Origin of the sequence: Aquabacterium sp. OR-4, assembly GCF_025290835.2 — a bacterium.
Classification (GTDB): Bacteria; Pseudomonadota; Gammaproteobacteria; order Burkholderiales; family Burkholderiaceae_C; genus Pseudaquabacterium.
The window spans coordinates 222847-245741 of the sequence record NZ_JAOCQD020000004.1; the positions used below are offsets into that span (position 1 = coordinate 222847).

The 22895-nt window shown below is 71.6% G+C and carries 23 protein-coding genes and 1 pseudogene; 10 read left to right on the top strand and 14 right to left on the bottom strand.

Annotation, left to right across the window (positions count from 1 at the left end; all coding sequences use genetic code 11):
- Positions 1–5 precede the first annotated feature (5 nt).
- Genes N4G63_RS26510 through N4G63_RS26520 form a run of 3 tightly spaced genes read right to left on the bottom strand, consistent with a single transcriptional unit; the run spans position 6 to position 2869 of the window.
- Positions 6–551, bottom strand: coding sequence for a DUF2867 domain-containing protein (locus tag N4G63_RS26510; protein WP_314600725.1), 546 nt, complete (start codon positions 549–551; stop codon positions 6–8).
- A gap of 18 nt (positions 552–569) precedes the next feature.
- Complete coding sequence (locus tag N4G63_RS26515; protein ID WP_314600726.1) at positions 570–1982, bottom strand: ABC1 kinase family protein; 1413 nt, start codon at positions 1980–1982, stop codon at positions 570–572.
- The gene (locus tag N4G63_RS26520) at positions 1979–2869 is read right to left on the bottom strand and encodes a TetR/AcrR family transcriptional regulator (protein ID WP_260791162.1); all 891 of its coding nucleotides are present in this window, start codon (positions 2867–2869) and stop codon (positions 1979–1981) included. The genes N4G63_RS26515 and N4G63_RS26520 overlap by 4 nt, the downstream gene beginning before the upstream one ends.
- Before the next feature lie 126 nt (positions 2870–2995).
- Between N4G63_RS26520 and N4G63_RS26525 the strand changes: the two genes are divergently transcribed.
- The gene (locus tag N4G63_RS26525) at positions 2996–3415 is read left to right on the top strand and encodes a nucleotide triphosphate diphosphatase NUDT15 (RefSeq protein ID WP_260791160.1); all 420 of its coding nucleotides are present in this window, start codon (positions 2996–2998) and stop codon (positions 3413–3415) included.
- 116 nt (positions 3416–3531) lie between these two features.
- A complete protein-coding gene (locus N4G63_RS26530) occupies positions 3532–5784 on the top strand; it encodes an SLATT domain-containing protein (RefSeq protein WP_314600727.1) in 2253 nt (750 codons plus the stop codon).
- A 152-nt stretch (positions 5785–5936) separates the two neighbouring features.
- Here the strand turns inward: N4G63_RS26530 and N4G63_RS26535 are convergent, their stop codons facing one another.
- Positions 5937–6608: a glutathione S-transferase family protein gene (locus N4G63_RS26535; RefSeq protein ID WP_314600728.1), complete on the bottom strand. Its 672-nt coding sequence runs from the start codon at positions 6606–6608 to the stop codon at positions 5937–5939.
- Positions 6609–6799: 191 nt separating this feature from the next.
- Between N4G63_RS26535 and N4G63_RS26540 the strand changes: the two genes are divergently transcribed.
- A complete protein-coding gene (locus N4G63_RS26540; RefSeq protein ID WP_260791156.1) occupies positions 6800–7636 on the top strand; it encodes a hypothetical protein in 837 nt (278 codons plus the stop codon).
- Positions 7637–7677: 41 nt separating this feature from the next.
- On the opposite strand, the gene N4G63_RS26545 is transcribed toward N4G63_RS26540, so the two are convergent.
- On the bottom strand, positions 7678–7914 hold the full coding sequence (locus N4G63_RS26545) for a hypothetical protein (RefSeq protein WP_260791154.1): 237 nt from the start codon (positions 7912–7914) through the stop codon (positions 7678–7680).
- A 772-nt stretch (positions 7915–8686) separates the two neighbouring features.
- Between N4G63_RS26545 and N4G63_RS26550 the strand changes: the two genes are divergently transcribed.
- Positions 8687–8791, top strand: coding sequence for an excalibur calcium-binding domain-containing protein (locus tag N4G63_RS26550; protein WP_314600798.1), 105 nt, complete (start codon positions 8687–8689; stop codon positions 8789–8791).
- Between the two features lie 169 nt (positions 8792–8960).
- Here N4G63_RS26550 and N4G63_RS26555 read toward each other — a convergent pair.
- The 6 genes and pseudogenes from N4G63_RS26555 to N4G63_RS26580 form a co-directional block, all read right to left on the bottom strand.
- Positions 8961–9245, bottom strand: a pseudogene (locus tag N4G63_RS26555) (OsmC family protein); the annotation flags it as partial.
- A 139-nt stretch (positions 9246–9384) separates the two neighbouring features.
- Positions 9385–9633 carry an FmdB family zinc ribbon protein gene (locus N4G63_RS26560; RefSeq protein ID WP_314600729.1) on the bottom strand — a complete coding sequence of 83 codons (249 nt, stop codon included), beginning with the start codon at positions 9631–9633 and terminating at the stop codon, positions 9385–9387.
- 115 nt (positions 9634–9748) lie between these two features.
- Entirely contained in the window at positions 9749–10240 is a 492-nt protein-coding gene (locus N4G63_RS26565) for an ArsC/Spx/MgsR family protein (protein ID WP_314600730.1), read from the bottom strand.
- A gap of 118 nt (positions 10241–10358) precedes the next feature.
- Positions 10359–12248, bottom strand: a complete 1890-nt coding sequence (locus tag N4G63_RS26570; RefSeq protein ID WP_314600731.1) for a nitroreductase family protein — start codon at positions 12246–12248, stop codon at positions 10359–10361.
- Positions 12249–12280: 32 nt separating this feature from the next.
- Positions 12281–12874, bottom strand: coding sequence for a hypothetical protein (locus N4G63_RS26575; protein ID WP_314600732.1), 594 nt, complete (start codon positions 12872–12874; stop codon positions 12281–12283).
- A 6-nt stretch (positions 12875–12880) separates the two neighbouring features.
- On the bottom strand, positions 12881–13333 hold the full coding sequence (locus N4G63_RS26580; RefSeq protein WP_314600733.1) for a group II truncated hemoglobin: 453 nt from the start codon (positions 13331–13333) through the stop codon (positions 12881–12883).
- Between the two features lie 372 nt (positions 13334–13705).
- Here N4G63_RS26580 and nifH point away from each other — a divergent pair, with 372 nt between their 5' ends.
- From nifH to N4G63_RS26610, 6 genes are all read left to right on the top strand, one after another.
- Positions 13706–14587, top strand: a complete 882-nt coding sequence (gene nifH / locus N4G63_RS26585; RefSeq protein ID WP_314600734.1) for a nitrogenase iron protein — start codon at positions 13706–13708, stop codon at positions 14585–14587.
- Positions 14588–14756: 169 nt separating this feature from the next.
- Positions 14757–16223 carry a nitrogenase molybdenum-iron protein alpha chain gene (gene nifD / locus N4G63_RS26590; RefSeq protein WP_314600735.1) on the top strand — a complete coding sequence of 489 codons (1467 nt, stop codon included), beginning with the start codon at positions 14757–14759 and terminating at the stop codon, positions 16221–16223.
- Between the two features lie 136 nt (positions 16224–16359).
- Positions 16360–17919, top strand: coding sequence for a nitrogenase molybdenum-iron protein subunit beta (gene nifK, locus N4G63_RS26595; RefSeq protein ID WP_314600736.1), 1560 nt, complete (start codon positions 16360–16362; stop codon positions 17917–17919).
- A 203-nt stretch (positions 17920–18122) separates the two neighbouring features.
- Entirely contained in the window at positions 18123–18443 is a 321-nt protein-coding gene (locus N4G63_RS26600; protein WP_314600737.1) for a hypothetical protein, read from the top strand.
- A 110-nt stretch (positions 18444–18553) separates the two neighbouring features.
- Positions 18554–18796, top strand: a complete 243-nt coding sequence (locus N4G63_RS26605) for a hypothetical protein (RefSeq protein WP_314600738.1) — start codon at positions 18554–18556, stop codon at positions 18794–18796.
- A gap of 209 nt (positions 18797–19005) precedes the next feature.
- Positions 19006–19260, top strand: coding sequence for a hypothetical protein (locus tag N4G63_RS26610; RefSeq protein WP_314600739.1), 255 nt, complete (start codon positions 19006–19008; stop codon positions 19258–19260).
- A 58-nt stretch (positions 19261–19318) separates the two neighbouring features.
- On the opposite strand, the gene N4G63_RS26615 is transcribed toward N4G63_RS26610, so the two are convergent.
- The 3 genes from N4G63_RS26615 to N4G63_RS26625 form a co-directional block, all read right to left on the bottom strand.
- Positions 19319–19564: a hypothetical protein gene (locus N4G63_RS26615; protein WP_314600740.1), complete on the bottom strand. Its 246-nt coding sequence runs from the start codon at positions 19562–19564 to the stop codon at positions 19319–19321.
- 103 nt (positions 19565–19667) lie between these two features.
- On the bottom strand, positions 19668–21320 hold the full coding sequence (locus N4G63_RS26620) for a DUF2779 domain-containing protein (protein WP_314600741.1): 1653 nt from the start codon (positions 21318–21320) through the stop codon (positions 19668–19670).
- Positions 21321–21413: 93 nt separating this feature from the next.
- Positions 21414–22850: an O-linked N-acetylglucosamine transferase, SPINDLY family protein gene (locus N4G63_RS26625; RefSeq protein ID WP_314600742.1), complete on the bottom strand. Its 1437-nt coding sequence runs from the start codon at positions 22848–22850 to the stop codon at positions 21414–21416.
- Positions 22851–22895 lie beyond the last annotated feature (45 nt).

Genomic DNA, 22895 nt, shown 5'->3' on the forward strand with positions numbered 1-22895 from the left:
GCCCTTCACGCCTGTCTGGCGTTCACCCTCCCCAACACCGCCGGCGCAATCAGCCTGTGCATCGGCGTCACCGGCAGCATGTACAGCCGGCCCAGCAGGTTGTGCAGGTGAACCACGGTGGTCAATACGATGCGGGCGGGCTGGGTGGCATCGGCGTGCAGGCGGCAAACAGACAGCACCACGTGCAGGTGCTTGTCGTCGTCTTCTACCAGCACCTCGTCGTCGCTGCGGCTGCGCAGCGTGAAGATGCCCACGCGGTCGCCCGGGTGCTGGGGCATGGGCTGCGGGACCTGCTGGCCCTGGGCGCCGGCCAGGCCCAGATCGCCCAGGTTCTTGAGGCCGAAGCGCACCACCACGCGGTTGCGCAGGCGCATGGCCATGTCCACCCAGCGCGGCGTGGCGGCCAGCGCGGCCATCAGGTGTTCCATCGCCGTGCGCTCGGGGTGCTGCACGGCCACCTGCCAGGCGTCGTGAAAGTGGGCGCCGGGCAGCAGGCGGGCGATGGCGCTGCCGGTCGGCACGGCGCAGGCTTGTACGGGGGTGGGGCGCATGGGGCAGCGGGCCTGGGCCTAGGGTTTGGGGGTGGCGGTGGGGGGGCCGGGCTCGGCGTCTTGGGCCGGGGTGGCGGCCTGGGCCAGCAAGGCGCAGGCCTGGCGGGTGTCTACCTGGGCGCCCAGGTGGCGCAGCAGGTGCATCAGGCCCAGCCAGGCGCGGTCCCACGACATCAGCTCGGCCGACATGGCCTGCACATGCCGCGCCAGACCGGCCTGGCGCTGGGCGTCCAGGCGGGGCGGCGTTGACTTGCTGGCAAAGTCGAAAACACCGCCGGTGAGCGGCTCGGTGGCCCAGTCGAGCAGCACGGTCACGGCGGGCAGCACGCAGCGCTCAAAGTCGGCCAGGCCCAGGCCGGGCGCCGCCAGGCGCAGGTGCTGGTAGGTGTGGCGCAGCGTGGCCGCATCGGCGCGCGGGGGGCCGATCCACTGCGTCCACAGGCGGGCCAGGCCGTGCGTGAAGTGGCGTGGCAGCACCTGGGTGCAGCCAAAGTCGAGCAGGCCCACGCGGCCGTCGGGCAGAAACAGCACGTTGCCCGGGTGCAGGTCGGCATGGGTGCGGCCCAGTTGCAGGGCACCGTGCAGCAAGCCGTCCCACAGGGCCTGGCCCTGGCGGTTGCGCACGGCGGCTGGCGGCTGCTGCGCGCACCAGGCCTGCACGTGCTGGCCCTGCAGCAGCTCTTGCGTGAGCACGGTGCGGCGTGAGTGGCTGGCAAAAACCTGGGGCACCACGATGTCGGCATGCAGCGGGTGCGCGGCAAACCAGCGCTGGGCCTCGGCCTCGTGCTCGTAGTCCACCTCTTCGCGCAGCTGGCGGCTGATCTCGGCCAGGATGCGGTCTACCACCGTGCTATCAGGCAGGGTGAGCAGGCGCTGGCCCAGGGTGTTGAGCGTGCCGCGCAGCAGGCTCAGATCGGTGTCCAGCGTGGCGGCGATGCCGGGGTATTGCACCTTCACGGCCACGGCGCGCCCGTCGTGCATCACGGCGCGGTGCACCTGGCCCAGGCTGGCCGCGGCAAAGGCCGTGGGCTCGAAGTGGCTGAACAGCGCCTCGGGCTCGCAGCCAAAGGCCTGGCGAAACACCTTGCCCACCAGCGCACGGTTCAGCGCCGGGGCCTGGTGGGTGGCGCGGGCCAGCTCGGCGCGCACGCCGGGGGGCAGAAAGTCGGCGTCCATGCTGAGCACCTGCGCGGCCTTCAGCGCGGTGCCGCGCAACTGGCCCATGGCGCCCATCAGGATGCGGCCAATCTCGGCCTCGTGCGCCTGGCGGGCGGCCGTGGCGGCGGGGGTGTCGGCGTGGGCGCCATCGCTGTTGCCATCGCTGCGCAGGCGGTGGCGCAGCGTGGCCAGGCCCACCCGGGTGGAGGCCAGGCCGGCAATGGCCGTGCGCGCCAGCTTGCCGGTGCGCGGCGGGCGGGCGGAGGTGCTCACTTCGCCTTCCTGGTGGGTCTGGCCGTGCTGGCCGTGCTGGCCGTGCTGGCCGTGCTGGCCGTGCTGGCCGTGTTGGCCGTACTTGGCGTGCCGGAGGCGCTGGCCGTGTTGCTGGCGCTGGCGCGGCGCCGGGCAGGCTTGGCCGGCCGGGGTTCGGGCGGCGCCGCGGGCTCGGGCGCTGGATCGGGCCCGGGCGCCGGGCCGGCATCGGCACGGGCCTGCATCACCCGCGCCATCTGGCTGCGCACGAAAAACAGCGCCAGCTGCACCAGCCGGTCGGGCAGGCCCGACTTGAGCGCGGCCACCAGGATGCCCAGGGTCTGATCCACAAAGCGCGGCGTGTCGGCGGCGCCGGGTGAGCGGTCATGCAGCCACCAGGCCACCACGCCCACGGCATAGTCGCCATACAGGCCGCTGAGCAGGCGCAGGAAATCGCTTGGCGCGATCTCGCCGCTGGCCACGGCGTGCTCCAGGTCGGCCAGCACCTGCTCACGCAAGGTCTGCTTGGCCTGCAGCTGATCGCCCAGCAGCAGCAGCGGCGCGCGCGCCATCAGTGCACGCGCCTGCAGCACAAAGGCGCGCTCGGGCTCCAGGCGCTCCAGGATGGCGTCGGTCAGGCGCTGCAGGCGGTCTTGCAGCGGGTAGTCGGCAAAGCCGGGCGTGGCGCGCGTGGCCCTCACGGCATCGGCGGCCACCAGATCGAAGTAGCCCAGCACCAGCCGGTCCTTGCTGGGAAAGTACTTGTAGATGGTGGCGTCGCCCACGCTGGCGGCCCAGGCGATGTCCTTCATCGTCACGGCCTCGTAGCCGCGCTCGCTCATCAGCGTCACGGCCGCGCGCACGATGCGCGTGCGGGTCTCGTCTTGCTGGGCCTTGCTGGTCTTCATGCCGCCTCTGCGTGGTTAATGCGAACTGACTACACGTTAAGTCTTATATTTTTCGTCGTCAAGGATGGTTTCATCTCTTTGATCGAATGTCGGCGGGGCTGCGGCGGTGTCGCCCATACTGCGCAGATGACTGCACACCTGGCTGAACTGCCCCGCGTCGGCGTGGGCATCCTCGTCATCCGTGAAGGCCGCGTGCTGCTGGGCCAGCGCCTGGGCGCGCATGGCGCGGGCACCTGGTCAGCCCCTGGCGGCCGGCTGGAATTTGCTGAAGACCTGCTGGCTTGCGCCCGCCGCGAGCTGGCCGAAGAAACCGGGCTCACGCTGGGCGCGGCGCGCATCGGCCCGGTGACCAGCAATGTGTTCGCCGAGGTGGGCCAGCACTACGTCACCGTGATCGTGCTGGCCCCGCACACGCAGGGCGAGCCACGCACGCTCGAGCCCGACAAGTGCGCCGGCTGGCAGTGGTTTGACTGGCAGGCGCTGCCGGCGCCGTTGTTTGCGCCGCTGCAGTCGCTGGTGGATCAGGGCTTTCAGCTTCCGGGCTGAGGGCTGAGGGCGGGGACCGAGGGCCGACCCTGCTGCGCACCTAGGGCTCGCCAATACACGGCGCGCCGGCCAACATCGCCGCCCGCCACAACACAAGAACCGAGGACGCCCGCACCATGGCCCATGCCAAGACGATTGCCCGCCCCGATGGCAGCACGCTCACGGTCTGGCCCGCCCCGGCCGGCGCCCCGGCCACCGCCGCCGCCCAGGCCCTGGGCCTGGCCAGCGGCGGCCCGGTGGTGTGGGTGGCGGGTGGCGACGATGCGCTGCCGCAGGCGCTGCAGGCCCGCATCACCCAGCTGCTGGCGCGCGGCCTGCTGCGGCCGCTGCGCGAGCACGTGGGCACGCCGCCCCTGCTGCTGGTGCGCGCCCAGGGCAGCGGCCTGCCCGCACTGCTGGGCCGCAGCGTGGCCGATGGCGCCGGGGTGCGGCTGCTGGGCGTGGCCCCGCAGGCCTTGATCGAGCTGCCCGCGGATGCCGCTGCGGGTGCCGCCGCCCTGCCGGCCGGCACCGGCCCGCGCCTGATGCCGGTGCCGGGCCTCAGCGACTTGCTGCTCACGCCGGGCAGCGCCTGGGGCGACGAGCTTGGCCAGGCCGTGGCGCTGGCCAGCCAGGTGGCCGCCGGCCCGCGTGTGCTGCTGCTGCTGATCGGCGGTGGCCCGGCGGCGCTGCCGCAGGTGCTGGCCGCCGTGCGCCAGGGCTGGCCGGTGCTGCTGGTGCAGGGCAGCGGCGGCCTGGCCGATGCGCTGCTGGCCCAGGCCGGCCGCGGTGCGGCCGATGGCGACGATCCGGCCGTGGCCGAGATCCTGGCCGATGGCAAGCTCGACTCGATCACCCTGGGCGACAAGGTGGCCGAGGCGGTGGATGCGCTGGCCCGTCGCGTGCGGCGCGACACCGGTGGCGACAGCGTGCTGCGCCAGGCCTGGCAGCGCTTTGCCATCTTTGATCAGGCCGCGGCGCAGCAGCAGACCGGCTTCAACCGCATGCAGCGCGGCATTCTGGTGCTCGGCGTGGCGGTGGTGGCGCTGTCGGTGGGGCGCAAGCAGTGGCTGGCCCATCTGGACGAGCGGGCCCGCAAGATCGCCGAGGCCGCCAGCACCATCAGCGACAAGGCCGCCAGCGCGGCGCAGGCGCTGGCCCAGGCCGGCACCGAGGCCGCCTCGGCCGCCGCGGGCGTGGCCTCGAGCGCCGCCGTGGCCGCCGCCAGCGCGGCGCAGGCGGCATCGGCGGCGGTGCAACCGGGGGCCAAGAACGGCTTCGACTCGGCGCTGTTTTTTCTGCTGGTGGCGCTGCCGATCACCGTGTCGGCGCTGGTGGCGCTGGACATCCGCTTTTCGCCCGGCAAGCGCTGGCTGCTGCTGCGCGCCGCCGCCGAGGGCATCAAGCGCGAGATCTACCGCTACCGCGCCATGCCGCACCCGGGCGCGGCGCCGGGCGAGCCCGAGAAGGCCCTGGCCAAGGCGGTGGAAGACATCACCCGCCGGCTGGCCCGCACCGAGGCCAATGCCCTGGCCATGCCGGCGTATGCCGGCGAGGTGCCGCCGCCTGGCGCCGTGGCCAGCGGCGACGACGGCCTGAGCCCGCTGGGCCCCGAGCGCTACCTGCACCTGCGCCTGCGTGCGCAGTGCGACTGGTACCGCCGCAAGACGGTGGCCTTTCATGCCAAGGCCAGCTGGTGCCAGGTGGCGGTGATCGTGGTGGGCGCGGTGGGCTCGCTGCTCACCGCTTTGTCGGGCAGCTTCGGCGACGGCATGGCCGACTGGGTGGCGGTGACGGCCGCGGTGTCGAGCGCGCTGCTGGCCTTTCTGGGCTTCAAGCAGTTCGAGAAGACGCTGGTGGGCTACAACCAGACCGCCACCGACCTCGAGAACCTGCAAGCCTGGTGGACGGCCCTGACCCACGAAGAACAGGCCGACACCGACAACATCGCCAAGCTGGTGAACCACACCGAGAAGGCCCTGGGCGACGAGCAGGACAGCTGGGCCCAGAGCATGACCAATGCGCTGGAAGACCTGCGCAAGGGCCAGGACCCGGGCTCGGCAGCGCGCGGGGCCGGCGGCGGGGGCGGTGATGGTGCGGGCGGTGGTAGTGCGGGCGGTGGCGGTGGCGGTGGCGGTGGAGCCGCTGCCGAAGCCGGCGCAGGCGCCGCCCGGCCGGGTGCCGTGGTCGTGGTCGGCGCCGGGCTCGTGGGCGCGACCGATGGCCTGGCGGATGCCAACATCCATGCGGACATCAGCGCTGACCTCGGTGCCGCCACCGGTGCCGACACCGGCGCGGCCGATCTGCCGCCTGGCGCCCAGCCACAGGACGCGCCCGCACCAGACGCCGATCCGGCCAGCGGGCAAGATCCCGCCAAACCCGGCACCTGAGCCGCGCAGCAGCCAGAGGCTCCAGCGCTCACCAGGTGCGAAGGAACCGTCGCGAGCGGGCTCAGGGTGGTTCGAGCAACGCAGCCGTACACCCGTACGGCGAGTCGCGCAGGGCCGCCATGTGCCCGCGCAGCAGGTTCATTCACAACTTGTCAGCGATAGCCCTCTTCGGCCAGCACCTGCCGCACCACCGGCTGCGCGCGCATGCGCTGCAGATGGGCCGCGCAGCGGGCGGGCAGGGGCAGGCCGGTCTTCTCGGCCCAGAACTCGGGGTAGAACAGCGCCGCGTCGGCCACGCCCCAGTGCGGGCCGAAGGCGAAGCCCTCGTGCTCGATGCCCGGGGGCAGGCGCGCGGCGATGCGCTCGAACGCCGCCGCCGCCATCTCGCGGCCCTGGGCCACCACGGCCTCGCGCCAGGCCGCGTGCAGGCCGGCCGCGGCCAGCGCATCGGCCATGGCCGGCGGCAGGTAGCGCTCGGGCGTGAACACGCGGGTGAAGGCCTGGCCGTGCAGGTGGCCCACCACGTCGGCCATCAGGCCGATGGCCTGGGCCTCGTCCACCGGGTCTTGCGGCAGCAGGCCGGCCTGGGGGTGGCGGCGCGCCAGCCACAGCGCAATGGCCTCGAACTCGCACAGCGCGCGGCCATCGTCGAGCACCAGGGTCGGGATGCTGCCCTTGGGGTTGATGGCCAGGTAGGCCGGCCCGCGGTGCTGGCCGGCAGGCAGGTTCAGCACATGCGCGGCAAAGGGCAGCGCCAGGCGCTCGAGCAGGATGTGGATGCCGGTGCTGCACGAGCCGGGCGTCATGTAGAGGGTCAGGGCCATGGCCTGCCGGTCAGCAAGAAGCATGCGGGCCGGGCGGGCCCGGGCCGGCATGGCATGGCGCCTGCAATCCGGGCCTCCACCGCGCCCTGCGCCCCTGGCCTGCGGGGGCGTTTGTCGGCTTGCCGACAAGGCGCCACGCGGGCCGCCCGCCCACCCGACTGCCCCACGGCACGACTGCCCGATTGCCCGTGATGACCCCCTCGCTGCACACGCTGGCGCTGGCCCTGGCCCGGCGCGATCCACCCGCCCCCGGCAGCACGCGCCTGGCCGAGGCCGAGGCCTGGGCGGCCGACCAGGCGCGGCTGGCCGCGCTGGTGCCCACGCTGGCCATCGAGCGCGCCACGCCGGCCGAGCGCTGGGCCTGGCTGGCCGAGGCGCTGCGGCTGGAGCGACCCTCGCGCTACCTGCAGGTGCTGCGCGGCTGCGGCGGCCTGCGGCGCTGGCTGCCCGAGGTGGAGGCGCTGTTCGGCGTGCCGCAGCTCAGCGACGGGCCCGAGTGGATGGACGTGGGCGAGCACCAGCTGCGCGTGGTGGACGAAGCCGCCCGCACCGGCCAGCCACTGGCCGTGCGCTTTGCGGCGCTGATGCACAAGATCGGCAAGGGCGGCACGCCGCGCGAGATCTGGCCCTCGCACTACAAGCACGAGCAGCGCGGCCAGGCCCTGCTTGACGCGCTGGCCACGCGCCTGGCGGTGCCGGCCGACGCGCTGGCGCTGGCGCACCTGGCCATCGGCGAGGCCGACCGCATCCACCGCGCCAGCGATGTGCGCGCCGGCGCCATGGCGGCCATGCTGCAGCGCCTGGCCGCACAGGCCCAGCCCGCGCGCTTCGAGGCCCTGCTGCAGGTGTGCACCTGCGACTTCGCGGCCTATCCCGGCCACGATGCGGCCAGCTATCCCAAGGCCCGCACCTGGCGGCGGGCGCTGCAGGCCAGCCTGGCCTGCCCGCTGGACGGGCTGGACGACGAGGCCGCGCTGCAGCGCCAGGCCGAGGCCATCGCCCAGGCGCTGGGGCCGGCGCTGCGTTAAGGCCTGCTCACGCGGCCGCAGCGCAGCGCGCGGCCTGCGGGTCAGCCGCGGCCGATCTCGCCCACGCTGTCGCGCAGCTGGCGGGCCAGCGAGGGGTTGGTGTGCTCGTACTGCGCGGCCACCGACAGCAGGTGGGCCCGCGCACGCGATGCGCCCAGCGCGGTGAGGCCGCGCCACAGCACGCCGCCCCAGCGGGCAAACGACGAGCTGACGGCCGCCAGCGGGCCGTGTGAGGCACCGGCACGGGGGTAGGTGCCACTGGTCAGGGATGCGGACATGGTGATCTCCGGTGAATGAACACGCACGGGGGCTGCGGGATCGCCGCCTGGGCCGTCTCTAGCGTGCTGCAGCGCAGCATAGGGTAAACCCTTTGCGTTGGCGCAAGTCGCCGAATGACCTGGTGTGAGATACGGGAATCCTGCACGCTTGGCGCCGCACTGGCGGCTGACCGGGCAGGGCGCGACCAGCCCGCGGCAGCCGGAGAGGCGCCGGCCTAGCGGGCCGCCAAGGCCGCCAAGGCCGCCAAGGCCGCCATGGCCGCCATGGCCGCCATGGCCGGGTGATAGGCTGCGGCGCACCGCGCCTGCCAGGCCCCTGCCCTGCCCCTGCCCCAACGCCCCGCCCCGATGCGCCACCACCCACCCTCCCCGTCACCCGGGCTCTGCGGCTGTTGGCGCTGATGGCCCTGGGCCTGGCCGCGCCGCTGCAGCCGGTGGTGGCGGGCAACGTGATCCACAAGTGCGTGGTCGACGGTGCGGTCACCTACCAGGGCGACCCCTGCCGGCCCAGGCAGGCGCAGGCCGCGCCCACGGCACAGCAGTTGAACGCCGAGCGGCAGAAGAAGCTGCGCCAGGCCGCCGCGGCGGCATCGGCAGAGGCAGCGCCGCCCGACACCGGGGCACCGGCCGCGCCGGCCGCAACCGCGCCACCTGCCCCACCCGCCCGTCCCGCCACGCCACCGATGGCCCCGCGGCCACCGGTGGCCGGCACCGGCCCGATGGCCACGGGCGCCGGCGCCTACCGCTGCGACGGCCGCCGCCGTGCAGCCAGATGCGCTCGTGCGCCGAGGCCACGTATTTCTTGAAGAACTGCCCAGGCGTGCAGATGGATGGCAACCACGACGGCATCCCCTGCGAAACGCAGTGGTGCCGTTGACGCCCGGCCAGCCAGCGCTCAGGCCGTCACCGGCGTATCGAGCACCGCGCTGAGGTTCAGCGTGAGGTTGTTCTTGGTGGCGTCCACGAAGGGGCAGATGCCCTTGGCGCTGCAGCAGGTCGTCGGCATCCAGCTGGCTCAGGCTGCCGGCCATGTGCACGGTCAGCGTCAGCGCCATGCGGTAGGCGTCGTCCAGCGTGGTGAACATCGACAGCTCGGCCTCCACATAGCAGCCCTTCAGGCCGCTGTGCTGCTTGCGCGCGATGTGGCGCACGCTTTGCTCGAAGCAGGCCGCAAAGGCGCCGGCCAGCAGCCGCTCGGGGTTGGGGCCGCCCTCAGCGCCGCCCGGCTCCCTGGGCACGGCCAGCTTGAGCTTGAAGCTGCCGTCCTCGCTCTGCAGGCTGCCGCTGCGGCCGCCCTGGGTGAGCATGTGGGCTTTGTAGACCAGATCCATGGGGTACTCCGATGCGTTGAAGAGTGGGGTAAACGCCGCCGCCTGCGGGGCCTTGTTGCGCCGTGCCGCAGCAGCGGGCGGCGGGCCATGCCCGGGGCCGGCGCGCCGCGGCCCGTGGCCTGCGGCCCGCGACCATCGCTCAGCGCGAGGTCTTCAACAGCTTGGCGCGCTCGGCCGGGCTGTAGTGGTTGAAGTGGCCGGCGCGGTCGGCCGCGCGGCGGTTCGACATGCGGATGGCCTCGATCTTGCCGGCCGGCGCCAGGCGCGAGACCAGGCGCTGCAACTGCGCGCTGCCGCAGTGCGGGCAGGCCGGCAGGTGGCTGCTGCTGCTGCGCACCAGCATCTCGAAATCGGCGTGCAGGTGGCAGTGGTAGTCGTGGATCGGCATGCTGGGGCTCCAGGAAGATCGGGCGATGGCGGGATGGCGGGATGGCGGGATGGCGGGATGGCGGGATGGCGGGGTGGCGGGGTGGCGGTGTGGGGCGGGGCGGGTGCGGGTGGGGTCAGGCGTGGGGTCGGGTGCGTGGGCGCGGTTGCGCTCGAGGGGCGGCACGGGGCCGGGCACCGGCCGGGGCGGCGGCACAGCCTTCCAGCACCACCGGCAGCGCGCCCTGCAGGGCCGCCGCGTCGGCCGGCTGCGACGACAGGCCGACGAAGGCCGCCACCTCGGCCAGCGCAAAGCCAACCAGGCGCGTGCCGTCGGCGCGCTGCATCAGCGGCCGCCGGATCAGCAGCGGATCGGCCAGCAGCAGGGCCAGAGCGGCCTCGGCGTCCAGCGCCTCGGGCTGCACCTCGCCCCGCTTGATCCGCGGCGCGGCGAGGTTGAACCACTGGGCCACCGGCAGCGGCGCCAGAAAGGGCAGCAGGCTGTCGCGGGTCCAGTGCGCGGTGAGCAGGTTGCGCCGCTGCAGCGTGTGGCCGGCAGCCTCGAGCAGCGCGCGCTGCCGCGCATTGCCGCCACAGCCGGGCTTCTCGAAGAACACGATGTCGGTCATGGCCGCCCCTTGCCCGGCGCGCCGGCCTGGCGGGCACCGGCCAGGCCATGGGCCCGCGGCCAGGCGGGCAGGTCGGCCGGGATGGCTGGGGTGGCTGGGGTCGCTGGGGTGGCTGGGCTCATGTGAACGCCTGCGGGCCCAGCGTGGCGCGGCCGGCCAGGTGGGCATAGGGCGGGCCGGTGGCGATGCGCCCATCGGCCACCGGCACGCCAAGTGTGAAGTGGTAGAGGCTTTGCAGCCGCGTATCGCCCTCGGCCAGGCCCAGCAACTGGTGCACGCCGTCGTCAAAGAAGCAGCCGATACCGGTGCCGCGCAAGCCCTGCGCCTCGGCCTGCAGGTACAGCACCTGGCCCAGCAGACCGGCCTCCTGCAGCAGGCGCTGATAACCCTCGGGCTGCGCGTCCACCGGTCCGTCAAACTGGGCCAGCAAGGCCACCGCCACCGCCGCGTCGGAGCCCAGCGCCTGGTGGCAGCTCAGGGTGCGCAGCGTGCCGGCCAGCGCGGGGTTCTCCACCAGCTGCCACAGGCCACCGGGATGGCCCTCCTGATGGCCACCGGGAGGACAGCCCGCCACGCCACCGCCCTCACCCGCCAGCAGCACCGGCTGCCAGGCCAGCGCCGCCGGCAAGGCGGCCCGCAGCAGCGCCGCGCCGGCGGCCGAACGCGGCAGCACATAGGCGCCGGCGGTCAGCCCTTCAACCCGATGGACAAAAAACACCGGATGCACCTGCGGCACGGCATCGGCCAACACGTCCCACGGCAGGCCGGGGCGGCCGGCCACGGTGCCCAGCGCCCTCACGATGGCACCAAAGGCCGCGGCACCGAGGCGCGCCTGGCGATCAAAGCGCTGCGCGCTGCGTCGCCGGCGGATGAGCTGCTGGGCACTGGGCAGGGTGTCGCTCGCGCTCGCGCTCGCACCAGCACCCGTACTCGCGGTCGCGGCCGCGGTCGCGGTCGCAACCAGGCCCACGCCCGCACGGTCGCGAGCCACACCAGCCGCCTCAGCCTCAGCCTCAGCCTCAGCCTCAGCCTCAGCCTCAGCCGCCACCGCCCTGCCCGCCGGCCGCGTGGCCTGCGCCACGCCGTCGATCACCGGCCAGCGGTACATCGGGTGGCGATCCAGCCGGTTGGCCTGGCCATGCCACAGGCGCCAGGGCCGCTCGGGGGGCGCAGGTGCCGTGCCCAGGTCGGGGCCGATGGCCAGCAGCAGCTCGGGCTCCTCGGCCTCGGCCTGGCCGAAGTCCGCTGCGCGATCGGTGCCCAGCCAGGCCGCCAGCTCGGCATGGCTCAGGCCGGGCAGCACGCGGGCCTGCCAGCCCAGCAGCGCGGCGGCATAGCGCACGGCGCCCAGCGCGTGGCCGGCATCGAGCTGGCAGTAGCGAAAGGCGCGTTCGCCGTACTTCCAGGCCTCGCGCCAGTGGATGCTGCTCAGGCCCAGCCACAAGCCCGGCCGGGTCGGTGGCGGGCGATGTGGCGGGTGATGTGACCGCTGATTCGACAGGTGATGCGGCGTGCGCGGCGCCGCAGTCGCGGCCGCCCACGCAGCACGCTGCTCGAGCGCATGTTCGCCCGGCGCGTAATGCCACAGGCCATCGGCCAGGTCGGGCAGGCCCTGGCTCAGCAGATAGGCCTCGGTGGGGTGCAGGTTGCCGCTGCTGGGGTTGCAGCGCACGGCCCAGCGGTCGGGGCCCAGGGTCTTCCATGCGGCCAGGCCCAGGGCCAGGCCCAGCAGGGCCGCCACGCTGCGCTCGGCCAGCGGCTGCACCGCCACCGCGCCGGGCTGGTGGATGGCGGCCCAGCGGGCCGGCAGCGCATCGTCGGCCAGCAGCGGCAGCGGGTGAAGCGGCGCACCGGCCCAGCGGCGCCAGGGGTCGGGCTGGGCGTCCCAGTCCAGCGTGTCGGGGCCGGCGGCATAACGGTTCAGCGCATGCTTGCTGCGCTGGTGGTAGGCGCGTGGGCCAGGCGCAGCATCAGCCGCCATGCGCGGGCCCTGGCTGATCGTGGACATCGTGCATCGCGCCGCAGGCCCTGCACCGGCGATCAGACCGGCCGGTTCTCGTAGATGTTGCGCACCGGGCCCATGGTCTTCACGCCTTCTTCGTAGCTCAGCTTGGCAAAGTGCTGGCTGAAGGCCAGGGCCTTGTCGGCCACGGCGTCGGTCTTGCCGGCGGTGTCGAGCTTCTTCAGCTCGTTCTTCTCGATGTAGAGCAGCTGCAGCAGCTCGTTGTAGACCGTGCTCTCGTCGATGGGCAGCACGTAGAACGTGGCGCCACCGTAGTCGACCTCGTACTTCTTGCTGATGTCGATGTTGTCGACAAACAGGAAGTACTTGCCCTTGGCGCTCAAGGCATCGCCCAGCACCTCGGCCAGCAGCGCGATCGACTCGAAGCTCAGCAGAAAGCCGGCCATGAAGGCCAGGTGCGTTTCGCCCTGGTGGGCCACCGCGATCACCTGGTCGGAGGTGAGCTCGGGCGGGCGCGCCTCGTCGGCCATCTTGGCCTGGAACTTCAGCGCGATGTCGCCGCGAAAGCCGAAGCGCCCCGGCTTGTGCGTGGGCGCCTTGAGCACGCTGTTGAGCAGTCGGCCTTCGGCCTCGAGGCGGCCCAGCGCGGTGTCCTGGATGGTGAGGCTCATGGTGGTTCAGTCCTGGTGGGGGGGTGGGGAAAAGGATTCGGTGTTGCGGATGAAGTCGGCCAGCTTCCAGAAGGCCGCGTCCAGCTCGGCACGCAGGCCGGCTTCGACACCCAGCTCGTCCATCGCCTGGCGCATGCAGGCCATCCAGGCATCGCGCGCGGCGGCATCGATGTCGAAGGGCTGATGGCGGCGCCGCAGCATGGGCGCGCCACGTTCTGGCGTGTACTCGCGCGGTCCGCCCATCCATTCGGACAGGTACTTCACCAGCACGCGGCGCGTGGCGGCCAGATCGGGTTCGTGCATGGCGCGGATCACCGCGGCATCGGCCCGCGTGTCCATCGCCCGGTAGAAGGCCTCCACCAGGCGCAGCACCGCGTCGTGCCCGCCCAGCCGCCCATAGTGGGTGTTGGGTGCGGGGGCAGCAGAGGCCGCAGAGGCAGTCGGCAGGGGTGTGCTCACGTGGGTACCTTCAGGCTGTGCCTTCCGGTCTTCGCCCTTGCGGCGGCCCGGTGGGCTCAGGCCCTTCACCAGCAACTGTCGTACCACCCGCCTTTGTCGGCTTTCGAACAATCGCCCGGGCCGCCGAAGACCCCGACGAATTGCCGATTTATTCAATCCAATCAAGCACTTGAGTCAACTCAGGCGGGTTGGCACGGCGGTTGCGAAGAGCTCGGTGCGCGGACCCTCTGGCTGACCCCAAGGACGCTTCGAAGAAGACCCATACCGGCACCGAAGGCGGCTAAGTATTCGTGACGCGTGGCCCATGCCGGGCCCGTGGTTTGTGAATCGTGTCTCGTCAACCCCGCTTCAACGTTCGACTGGAGAACTGAAATGTCCAAGCTTCGCCAAATCGCCTTCTACGGCAAGGGTGGCATCGGCAAGTCCACCACCTCGCAAAACACCCTGGCCGCCCTGGCTGAAATGGGTCAGAAGATCCTGATCGTCGGCTGCGATCCCAAGGCCGACTCGACCCGCCTGATCCTGCACGCCAAGGCCCAGGACACCATCCTGTCGCTGGCCGCCGAAGCCGGCTCGGTGGAAGACCTCGAGATCGAGGACGTGATGAAGATCGGCTACCGCGACATCCGTTGCGTCGAGTCCGGTGGCCCGGAGCCGGGCGTCGGCTGCGCCGGCCGCGGCGTGATCACCTCGATCAACTTCCTGGAAGAAAACGGCGCCTACGAAGGTGTGGATTACGTCAGCTACGACGTGCTGGGCGACGTGGTGTGCGGTGGCTTCGCCATGCCCATCCGCGAGAACAAGGCCCAGGAGATCTACATCGTGATGTCGGGCGAGATGATGGCCATGTACGCGGCCAACAACATCTCCAAGGGCATCCTGAAGTACGCCAACTCGGGCGGCGTGCGCCTGGGCGGCCTGGTGTGCAACGAGCGCCAGACCGACAAGGAACTCGAGCTGGCCGAGTCGCTGGCCGGCAAGCTGGGCAGCCGCCTGATCCACTTCGTGCCGCGCGACAACATCGTGCAGCACGCCGAGCTGCGCCGCATGACCGTGCTCGAGTACGCGCCCGACAGCAAGCAGGCCGGCGAGTACCGCACCCTGGCCCAGAAGGTGCACGCCAATGCCGGCAACGGCACGATCCCCACGCCCATCACCATGGATGAGCTGGAAGACCTGCTGATGCAGCACGGGATCATGAAGGCGGTCGACGAAAGCGAAGTCGGCAAGTCCGCCGCCGAGCTCGCCGCCTGAGGCACCCCATCTCCCTGCTGCGCGACCCGATCTGGGGCCTGTGCTGCTCGCCGTACGCCAGTACGGCTGCGCTGCTCGACCCCACCTCGGGCCGCTCGCGACGGGATCTGGGGCACCTCAGACCCGTTCATGAATCGCCCCCATTTCCCCGCTGACGGAGATCATCACCATGAGCATGACGGTTGAAGAGCGCAAGGCCGCGAACAAGGCCTTGATCGACGAGGTCTTGAAGGCCTATCCCGAGAAGATGGCCAAGCGCCGCGCCAAGCATCTGGGCCAGTACGAAGAAGGCAAGCCCGACTGCGGCGTCAAGTCCAACATCAAGTCGCTGCCCGGGGTGATGACCATCCGCGGCTGCGCCTACGCCGGCTCCAAGGGCGTGGTGTGGGGTCCGATCAAGGACATGATCCACATCTCGCACGGCCCGGTGGGCTGCGGCCAGTACAGCTGGGCCGCCCGCCGCAACTACTACATCGGCACCACCGGCATCGACACCTTCGTGACGATGCAGTTCACCAGCGATTTCCAGGAGAAGGACATCGTCTTCGGTGGCGACAAGAAGCTCGACAAGATCATCGACGAGATCCAGGCCCTGTTCCCGCTGAACAAGGGCATCTCGATCCAGAGCGAATGTCCGATCGGCCTGATCGGCGACGACATCGAGGCGGTGTCGAAGAAGAAGACCAAGGAATACGACGGCCACACCATCGTGCCGGTGCGCTGCGAAGGCTTTCGCGGCGTGAGCCAGTCGCTGGGCCACCACATCGCCAACGACGCCATCCGCGACTGGGTGTTCGACAAGGTCGATCCCAACAAGCGCCCCGAGTTCGTCTCGACCCCGTACGACGTGGCCATCATCGGCGACTACAACATCGGTGGCGATGCCTGGTCGAGCCGCATCCTGCTGGAAGAGATGGGCCTGCGCGTGATCGCCCAGTGGTCGGGCGACGGCACCATCGCCGAGCTGGAGAACACCCCCAAGGCCAAGCTCAATGTGCTGCACTGCTACCGCTCGATGAACTACATCAGCCGGCACATGGAAGAGAAGTACGGCGTGCCCTGGGTCGAGTACAACTTCTTCGGCCCGACCATGATCGAGAAGAGCCTGCGCGAGATCGCCAGCCACTTCGACGACACCATCAAGGCCAAGGCCGAGGAAGTGATCGCCAAGTACAAGCCGCTCACGCAGGCCGTGATCGACAAGTACAAGCCGCGCCTGCAGGGCAAGAAGGTCATGCTGTACGTGGGCGGCCTGCGCCCGCGCCACGTGATCGGCGCCTACGAGGACCTGGGCATGGACGTGGTCGGCACCGGCTACGAGTTCGGCCACAACGACGACTACCAGCGCACCACGCACTACGTGAAGGACGCCACGTTGATCTATGACGACGTGACCGGCTACGAGTTCGAGAAGCTGGTCGACGCCGTGCAGCCCGACCTGGTGGGCTCGGGCATCAAGGAGAAGTACGTCTTCCAGAAGATGGGCGTGCCCTTCCGCCAGATGCACAGCTGGGACTACTCGGGCCCGTACCACGGCTATGACGGCTTCGCCATCTTCGCCCGTGACATGGACATGGCCATCAGCAGCCCGATCTGGGCCCTGGCCAAGAACGCCCCGTGGAAGAAGACGGCGTGAAGTGACTTGACGAGGTGATCGGTGCTGCCTGCGCCCGGCCGTGGCGCAGGCCGGGCCGGTCCCGCGCATGCCGCCCGCGCCGCCGCCACCTTGCACCGATCACCCCTGACCCCCGCACCGCCCCAGGAGAAAGACCATGCCTCAATCAGCCGACAAGATCCTCGACCACGAGCTGCTGTTCCGTGAGCCCGAGTACCAGGAAATCTTCCGCAGCAAGAAGACCGAGTTCGAGTTCAACCACGCCGACGACAAGATCGCCGAGATCCGTGACTGGACCAAGACCAAGGACTACAAGGAAAAGAACTTCGCCCGCGACTCGCTGGTGGTGAACCCCGCCAAGGCCTGCCAGCCGCTGGGCGCGGTGTACGTGGCCAACGGCTTTGCCAAGACCATGAGCTTCGTGCACGGCTCGCAGGGCTGCGTGGCGTACTACCGCTCGCACTTCAGCCGCCACTTCAAGGAGCCCACCAGCTGCGTCAGCTCGTCGATGACCGAGGACGCCGCGGTGTTCGGCGGCCTCAACAACATGATCGACGGCCTGGCCAACACCTACAGCCTGTACAAGCCCGACATGATCGCGGTGAGCACCACCTGCATGGCCGAGGTGATCGGCGACGACCTCGACGCGTTCATCAAGAACAGCAAGCAAAAGGGCTCGGTGCCGGCCGACTTCGACGTGCCCTTCGCGCACACGCCGGCCTTCGTGGGCAGCCACGTGACGGGTTACGACAACGCGCTGCTGGGGGTGCTCAAGCACTTCTGGGACGGCAAGGCCGGCACCGCGCCGGCGCTCGAGCGCACGCCCAACGAGAGCATCAACTTCATCGGCGGCTTTGACGGCTTCGTCGTCGGCAACATGAAGGAGATCCGCCGCATCTTCGATCTGTTCGGCGCCGACTACACCGTGCTCTGCGACCCCAGCGAGGTGTGGAACACGCCCACCGACGGCGAGTTCCGCATGTACGAGGGCGGCACCACCAAGGCCGAGGTCGAGGCGGCGCTGCATGCCAAGGCGACCATCGTCTTCCAGGAGTACTGCTGCGAGAAGACCATCAAGTACCTCAAGGAGAAGGGCCAGGAGGTGGTGGCCCTGAACGCCCCGGTGGGCGTGGCCGGCACCGACGAGTTCATCATGGCCATCAGCCGCCTGACCGGCAAGCCGGTGCCCGCCGCGCTGGAGAAGGAGCGTGGCCAGCTGGTGGACGCCATGGCCGACAGCCAGGCCCACCTGCACGGCAAGAAGTACGCGCTGTACGGCGACCCCGACCAGATGATCGGCTATGCGCAGTTCCTGCTGGAGCTCGGCGCCGAGCCGACCCACGTGCTGGCCACCAACGGCAACGACGACTGGGCCGCCAAGGTGCAGAAGGTGTTCGACGCCAGCCCCTTCGGCAAGGACTGCAAGGTCTACCCCAAGCGCGACCTGTGGCACATGCGCAGCCTGCTGCACACCGAGCCGGTGGACTTCCTGATCGGCAACACCTACGGCAAGTACCTCGAGCGCGACGTGGGCACGCCGCTGATCCGCCTGGTGTTCCCGATCTTCGATCGCCACCACTACCACCGCTACCCCACCTGGGGCTATGACGGCGCGCTGCGCCTGCTGACGATGTTCCTGGACGAGTTCTTCGAGACGCTGGATGCGAACACCATCGTCCCGTCGAAGACCGACTACTCCTACGACATCATCCGCTGAGGCAGTCCGTCTCCCTGCTGCGCCGGCCGATCTTGGCGCTGTGGTGCTCGCCGTACGGGTGTACGGCTGCGCTCCTCGCACCAACCTCGGCCGGCTCGCGACGGGATCCGAACCGCCTCAGTCTTCGCGATGTGGCTCGCACCGCATCGCCGCATCGCGAAGACTGTGGTTTCGATCTGTCCACCCATCACCGGAGTTTTGCCATGTCCGAAGCCGTGTTCGTGAAGGAAACGCTGGATGGCCGCAAGGTCGAGGTGATCAACGGCTGGGTGTGCCTGGATGGCCTGCCCGAGACGCGCGAGCTGGTGGTGCTCGACGAGCACCCCAACCGCCAAAACATCCTGAAGGTGCAGCCCAGGGCCACGCACATGGCCGGGCGGCTGCCCTTGACCATGCCCGAGGCCTCCACCGCCCAGGGCGCGCTGCGCCGCATGCAAGACCGCTTTGACGGCAGCAACCAGGCCGTGCAGGAACGCCTGCGCAATGCGGTGTGGCAGAAGGTGTTTGCCGAAGGCGCCGAGTAGGTGCCGCACCCGCTCATCCGCTTTGCCGTTCTTTCGTTCTTCCGTTCCGCCATTCATCCACTCTTGCCCGATGCCCGCGCGTGGCATCCAGCTGTTCAGGAGCATCGACCATGTCCGCACGTTGTGAAGGCACCCGCATCGGCTTCAAGCTGCTGTGCAACGGCACCCAGTACAAGTGCCTGGCCTGCGGCACCGTGGGCTGCAAGCAGAACAAGCCCGGGGTCTGCTCGAGCCAGAACTTCTCGTCGCTGAACGCCTGCGCCAAGTGCGGCGTCAGCGGCCAGATGGACATGCTGGCTCCCGAGGCCGTGGGCTTTCGGCAGACGCTGATGCACGACGGCGTCGACGCCTGAACTTGCCCCACCCCCGAAGCGCCTGCGGCGCCTCCCCCTCCAGGGGGGCGAGCCCTGCGAGCGGTTGGCCCGAGGGGGCCAACGCGGCCTGCAAGGCCCGCCAGCGGCCCGGCAAAGCCGGTTCCGCGGCAGCCGCTGGGTTTCGGTGGTGGCCTGCTCCGTGAGTCACGCCCTTCGGCTCGCTGAGCTGAGTTGGCGAAAGGCCTGAGATGATCTACGTGCTGGAACTGCCCGAAGGCGCCGATCCGCGCGCCTGGTTCGCCTTCGACGCCGAGGACTTCCAGCGCAAGGTGGACGCGGCCGGTGGCGTGCCCGACTGCGAGATGCGCCTGTGGCACGACGAGATGGGCGCCATCCTGGCCTACGAGAACGATGCCGAGCCGGCCTGGCAGGGCCTGGGCTGGAAGGCGCGCTGGGCACTGCGCGAGCAGCTGATCGCGACCGAGGCGCTGTCGGACTCCTGAGAGGCTGAGGCCGCGGCGCCCTGGCGCCCGCCTGGCCGCAGGCTGAGGCGGCGGCGCCTCAGCAGCGGCCCGAGCGGCGGCTGCGCGGGTTGAGCTTGTCCAGCTCGGTGATCTGCTGCTTGAGCAGCGACTGCAGCGCACGCGCCTGCTCCACCGGCAGGCGCAGCCAGGTGCCGGGGCTGGGGTCGTCGTCGTCGGCGCGCGGCGGGCGCGGCAGCACCAGGGCATCGAGCTTGATCTCGAACACGCCCTTGTCGTGGCGCAGGGCCTTCAGGCGCTGCACTTCGATGTCGTAGGTTTTCATCAGTCGCGGTCTCCGGCCGGCGTTGGGCCACAGGCTTGTGGCGGCAGCCGGGATTGTCGGGCCTGGGCCGGCCCGGCCGCGGGCCGCTCGAGGCGGCGGGGATTCAGGGCGCCGCCTGCTCGAAGCGCCGGGTCAGCGCCATCAGCACCTGCACCTGCCGCCGGCCATGCGCCAGCAGCGCACCGCGCAGGGCCTCGCGCACCGGCGCCGACGTGCCCGGGTGCAGTGCCCGCGCCATGGCCTCGGCAGGTGATGCGGCCAGCGGCGGCAGCGGGCTGTCGGCGCCAAAGCGGTGGCCGCCCAGTTCGGGCACGAAGGCCCGGGCCACGGCGCGAAACGACCAGGCGCCGCGCATCTCGGGGTGGTAGACATGGGCGCGCATCAGCGGGTACAGGTCGACCAGCCGCGCCTGCAGCGCCAGCAGGGCCGGCGCCAGGTCGTCGAACAGCGTGGCCAGCTCGGCCAGGCGGTTGCGCTCGTAGCCGGCGTTGTAGGCGAACACCGGGCCGGCCTCGAAGGGCACCGGCGCGGCCGCGGCCAGCAGCGATTCGGCCCAGGCGCGGCGCGGGTCGGTGCCGGCGCCGGCGCCGGCCAGGTAGGCATGCCACAGCAGCGTGCCGGGCCCGGATTCGTCGGCCAGCGTCCACTGGAAGGGCAGCGCCTGGTAGGGCCGCGTGCCGGCCCACACCGGCACGGCATAGCCCAGCGTGTCGATGCGCAGCCAGCGCCGCGGCCAGGGCATGGCGCGCAGCTGGGCGCCAAGCGCTGGCGCGATCACCGGTGCGCCCTGGGTCACGGCCTGCCAGATGTGCTGCAGGCGCGGCTCGCCGAGCTGCGCCGCCGCCTGCGCGGCCGACAGCTCGCCCAGCCGCGCAAAGCCTGCCGCGCGCAGGCGCTGCGCGTGGTCGCGGCCCAGCACCGCCAGCGCGTCGGGCGCGGTGGCTTCGGGCTCGGGCGGGGCGGCGTCGCAGCGCGGGCGCCACGGGCAGGGCGCGGCGCCGCCGCAATGGGCGCCGGGCGTGGCGGCGGGCAGGCCGCCGCGCGCGCACTGGCGCATGGCCACCAGCCAGGCGGGCACCGGGCGGCTGCCGAGCATCGGGCTCAGATCGCTGTCGCGGTACAGGCCGGCATACAGGCCATGGCCGGGGTAGACGAAGTCGGTGTCCACCAGGCGCAGCGCCACGCCCTGCAGGCGCAGGCCGCTGCGCGCGGCAACATGGGCCCACAGCGCGGCGGCGTCCACATCGGCCTCGTTGCCGGCGGTGGCATGGCGCAGGCGCAGCACGCGCAGGCCGCGCTCGCCCGGCGCCAGCAGGTCGGCACGCACCCGCACGCCATCGTCGCTGGCCAGGCAGGCGCCGACGATGGCGCCGCCCTCGGCGTCCAGCACGCCGGCATCCAGCGCGGCGGCGGTGGCGCGCACGGCCAGCGCCCAGCCGGGCGCGTCGTGCGGGCCGGCCGGGGCCACGATCTCCACGCCCATCGGGTGGCTGGCGCGCAGGGCCTGGCCCACCGCGGCGCCCACCGGGCCGTCGTCGGGCCGCAGCGCATGGCTTGATCCATCGTCGGCCGAGAGCGCATCGGCCGCCACCGCGCTGCCGGCGGCCAGGGCCTCGCGCTGCCACCAGTAGCGGCGCGGGCACTGGCGCCAGCGCAGCAGGTCATCGGTGTCCAGCCAGTCCTGCTGGGTGGCGGAGGTGGTGGCGGTGGCGGGGCTGGCGGGGCTGGTGGCGGCCATGTCGGGAGACGCTTGCATGTTCGCTGCCTAGCAAGGTGCGTGCGCGTCCGGCGTCAAACAAGGGTGCCGATGGAGGCCGGCATCAACCGACGGTGCCGTTGGCGTCCGGCGTCAAGCCAGGGCGCCGATGGCCACCGGCGCCTGGCCGCGGCAGTGGCGCTGCCACATGGTGGTGTACAGCGCCTCCAGGTCGCGGGTGTAGCGCGCCACGTCGAACAAGGGCGCGGCGGCCCGCAGTCCGGCCAGCCGGCGGCGCAGCTGCGCCAGGCGTGGCGCGTCGCGGCCGAGCGCCAGCGCCAGCTGCTCGTAGGCGTCGAGGTCGTGGGTCACCAGCTCGGGCAGGCCGGCAGCGCGCAGCAGGCTGCCGGCCACGCGGCCGGCAAAGGTGTTGCCGGCGCAGGTGACCAGCGGCACGCCCATCCACAGCGCGTCGCTGGCCGTGGTGTGGGCGTTGTAGGGCAGCGTGTCCAGCACCAGATCGGCCAGCGCCAGGCGGGCCAGGTGCTGGTCTTGCGGCAGCGGCGGGGCAAACACCAGGCGCTGCGGCATCACGCCGCGGCGCAGCGCCTCGCCGCGCAGCTGGCCCTCGGCCTGCGCGTCGTGCAGCAGCCACAGCACGCTGCCGGGCAGGGCCTCGAGCAGCCGGCACCAGCGGTCGAACACCGCCGGGGTGAACTTCCAGGCCTGGTTGAAGCAGCACAGCACCAGGCCGGTCTCGGGCAGGCCGGCGGCGGCGCGCGTGGGCGGCTGCCCCGCCGCGGCGCTGGCGGCCCCGGCAGCGCCGGCGGCCCGGCCATGCGGCTGGTAGCTGTGCGGCAGGCAGGCCAGGGCCTCGCTGTAGGCGCCGTCGCTGCCGGGCGGGGTGACGAAGCGGTCGCTGATCAGGTAGTCGCAGCAGTCGCTGCCCAGCGTGCCCGGGTAGCCCAGGTAGCTCACCTGCACCGGCGCGGCGCGCCAGCCCAGCAGCCGGGCACGGGTGCCGGCGGTGTAGCCCTTCAGGTCGACCAGCAGGTCGATGCCCAGGCCGTGGATGTGGCGCGCGGCGGCGCCGTCGTCGAGCGCCGTGATGTCGTGGAACTGGCCGGTGGCGGCCTGCAGGCGCTGGCGCATGCCGCGGCCGCAGTCGGCGCCGTAGCTCAGCGCATGCAGCTCGAAGGCGCTGCGGTCATGGGCCTCGAGCATCTCCACCATCAGCAGCGCGGTGGCGTGCTGGTGGAAGTCGTTCGACAGATAGCCCACGCGGATGCGGCCACCACGCTGCGCCGGGCGCGGCAGGCCGGCAAACTGGCGCGCGGCCTCGGCGCGGGCGGCGCGGCTGGGCGCCAGGCGCGCCTGCATCCACTGCCCGGCCAGCCAGCGCTGCTGCTGCGCATCGATGCCCGGCAGCGAGAGCAGCGCAAACGGCGGCACGCGCTCATCGGCTGCCGCCTGCAGCAGCGCCGGCGCCCAGGCGTCGAAGTGTTCCCACTCGCAGAACGCGCGGCTGTGCAGGTAGCGCCGCACCAGGCGCGCCGCGGCGCTGGCAGGGGCGGGCAAGGTGGCAGACATGGGCCACCGCAGCAAGATGCGCGCCGTGGCGCGCCGGCCACCCCA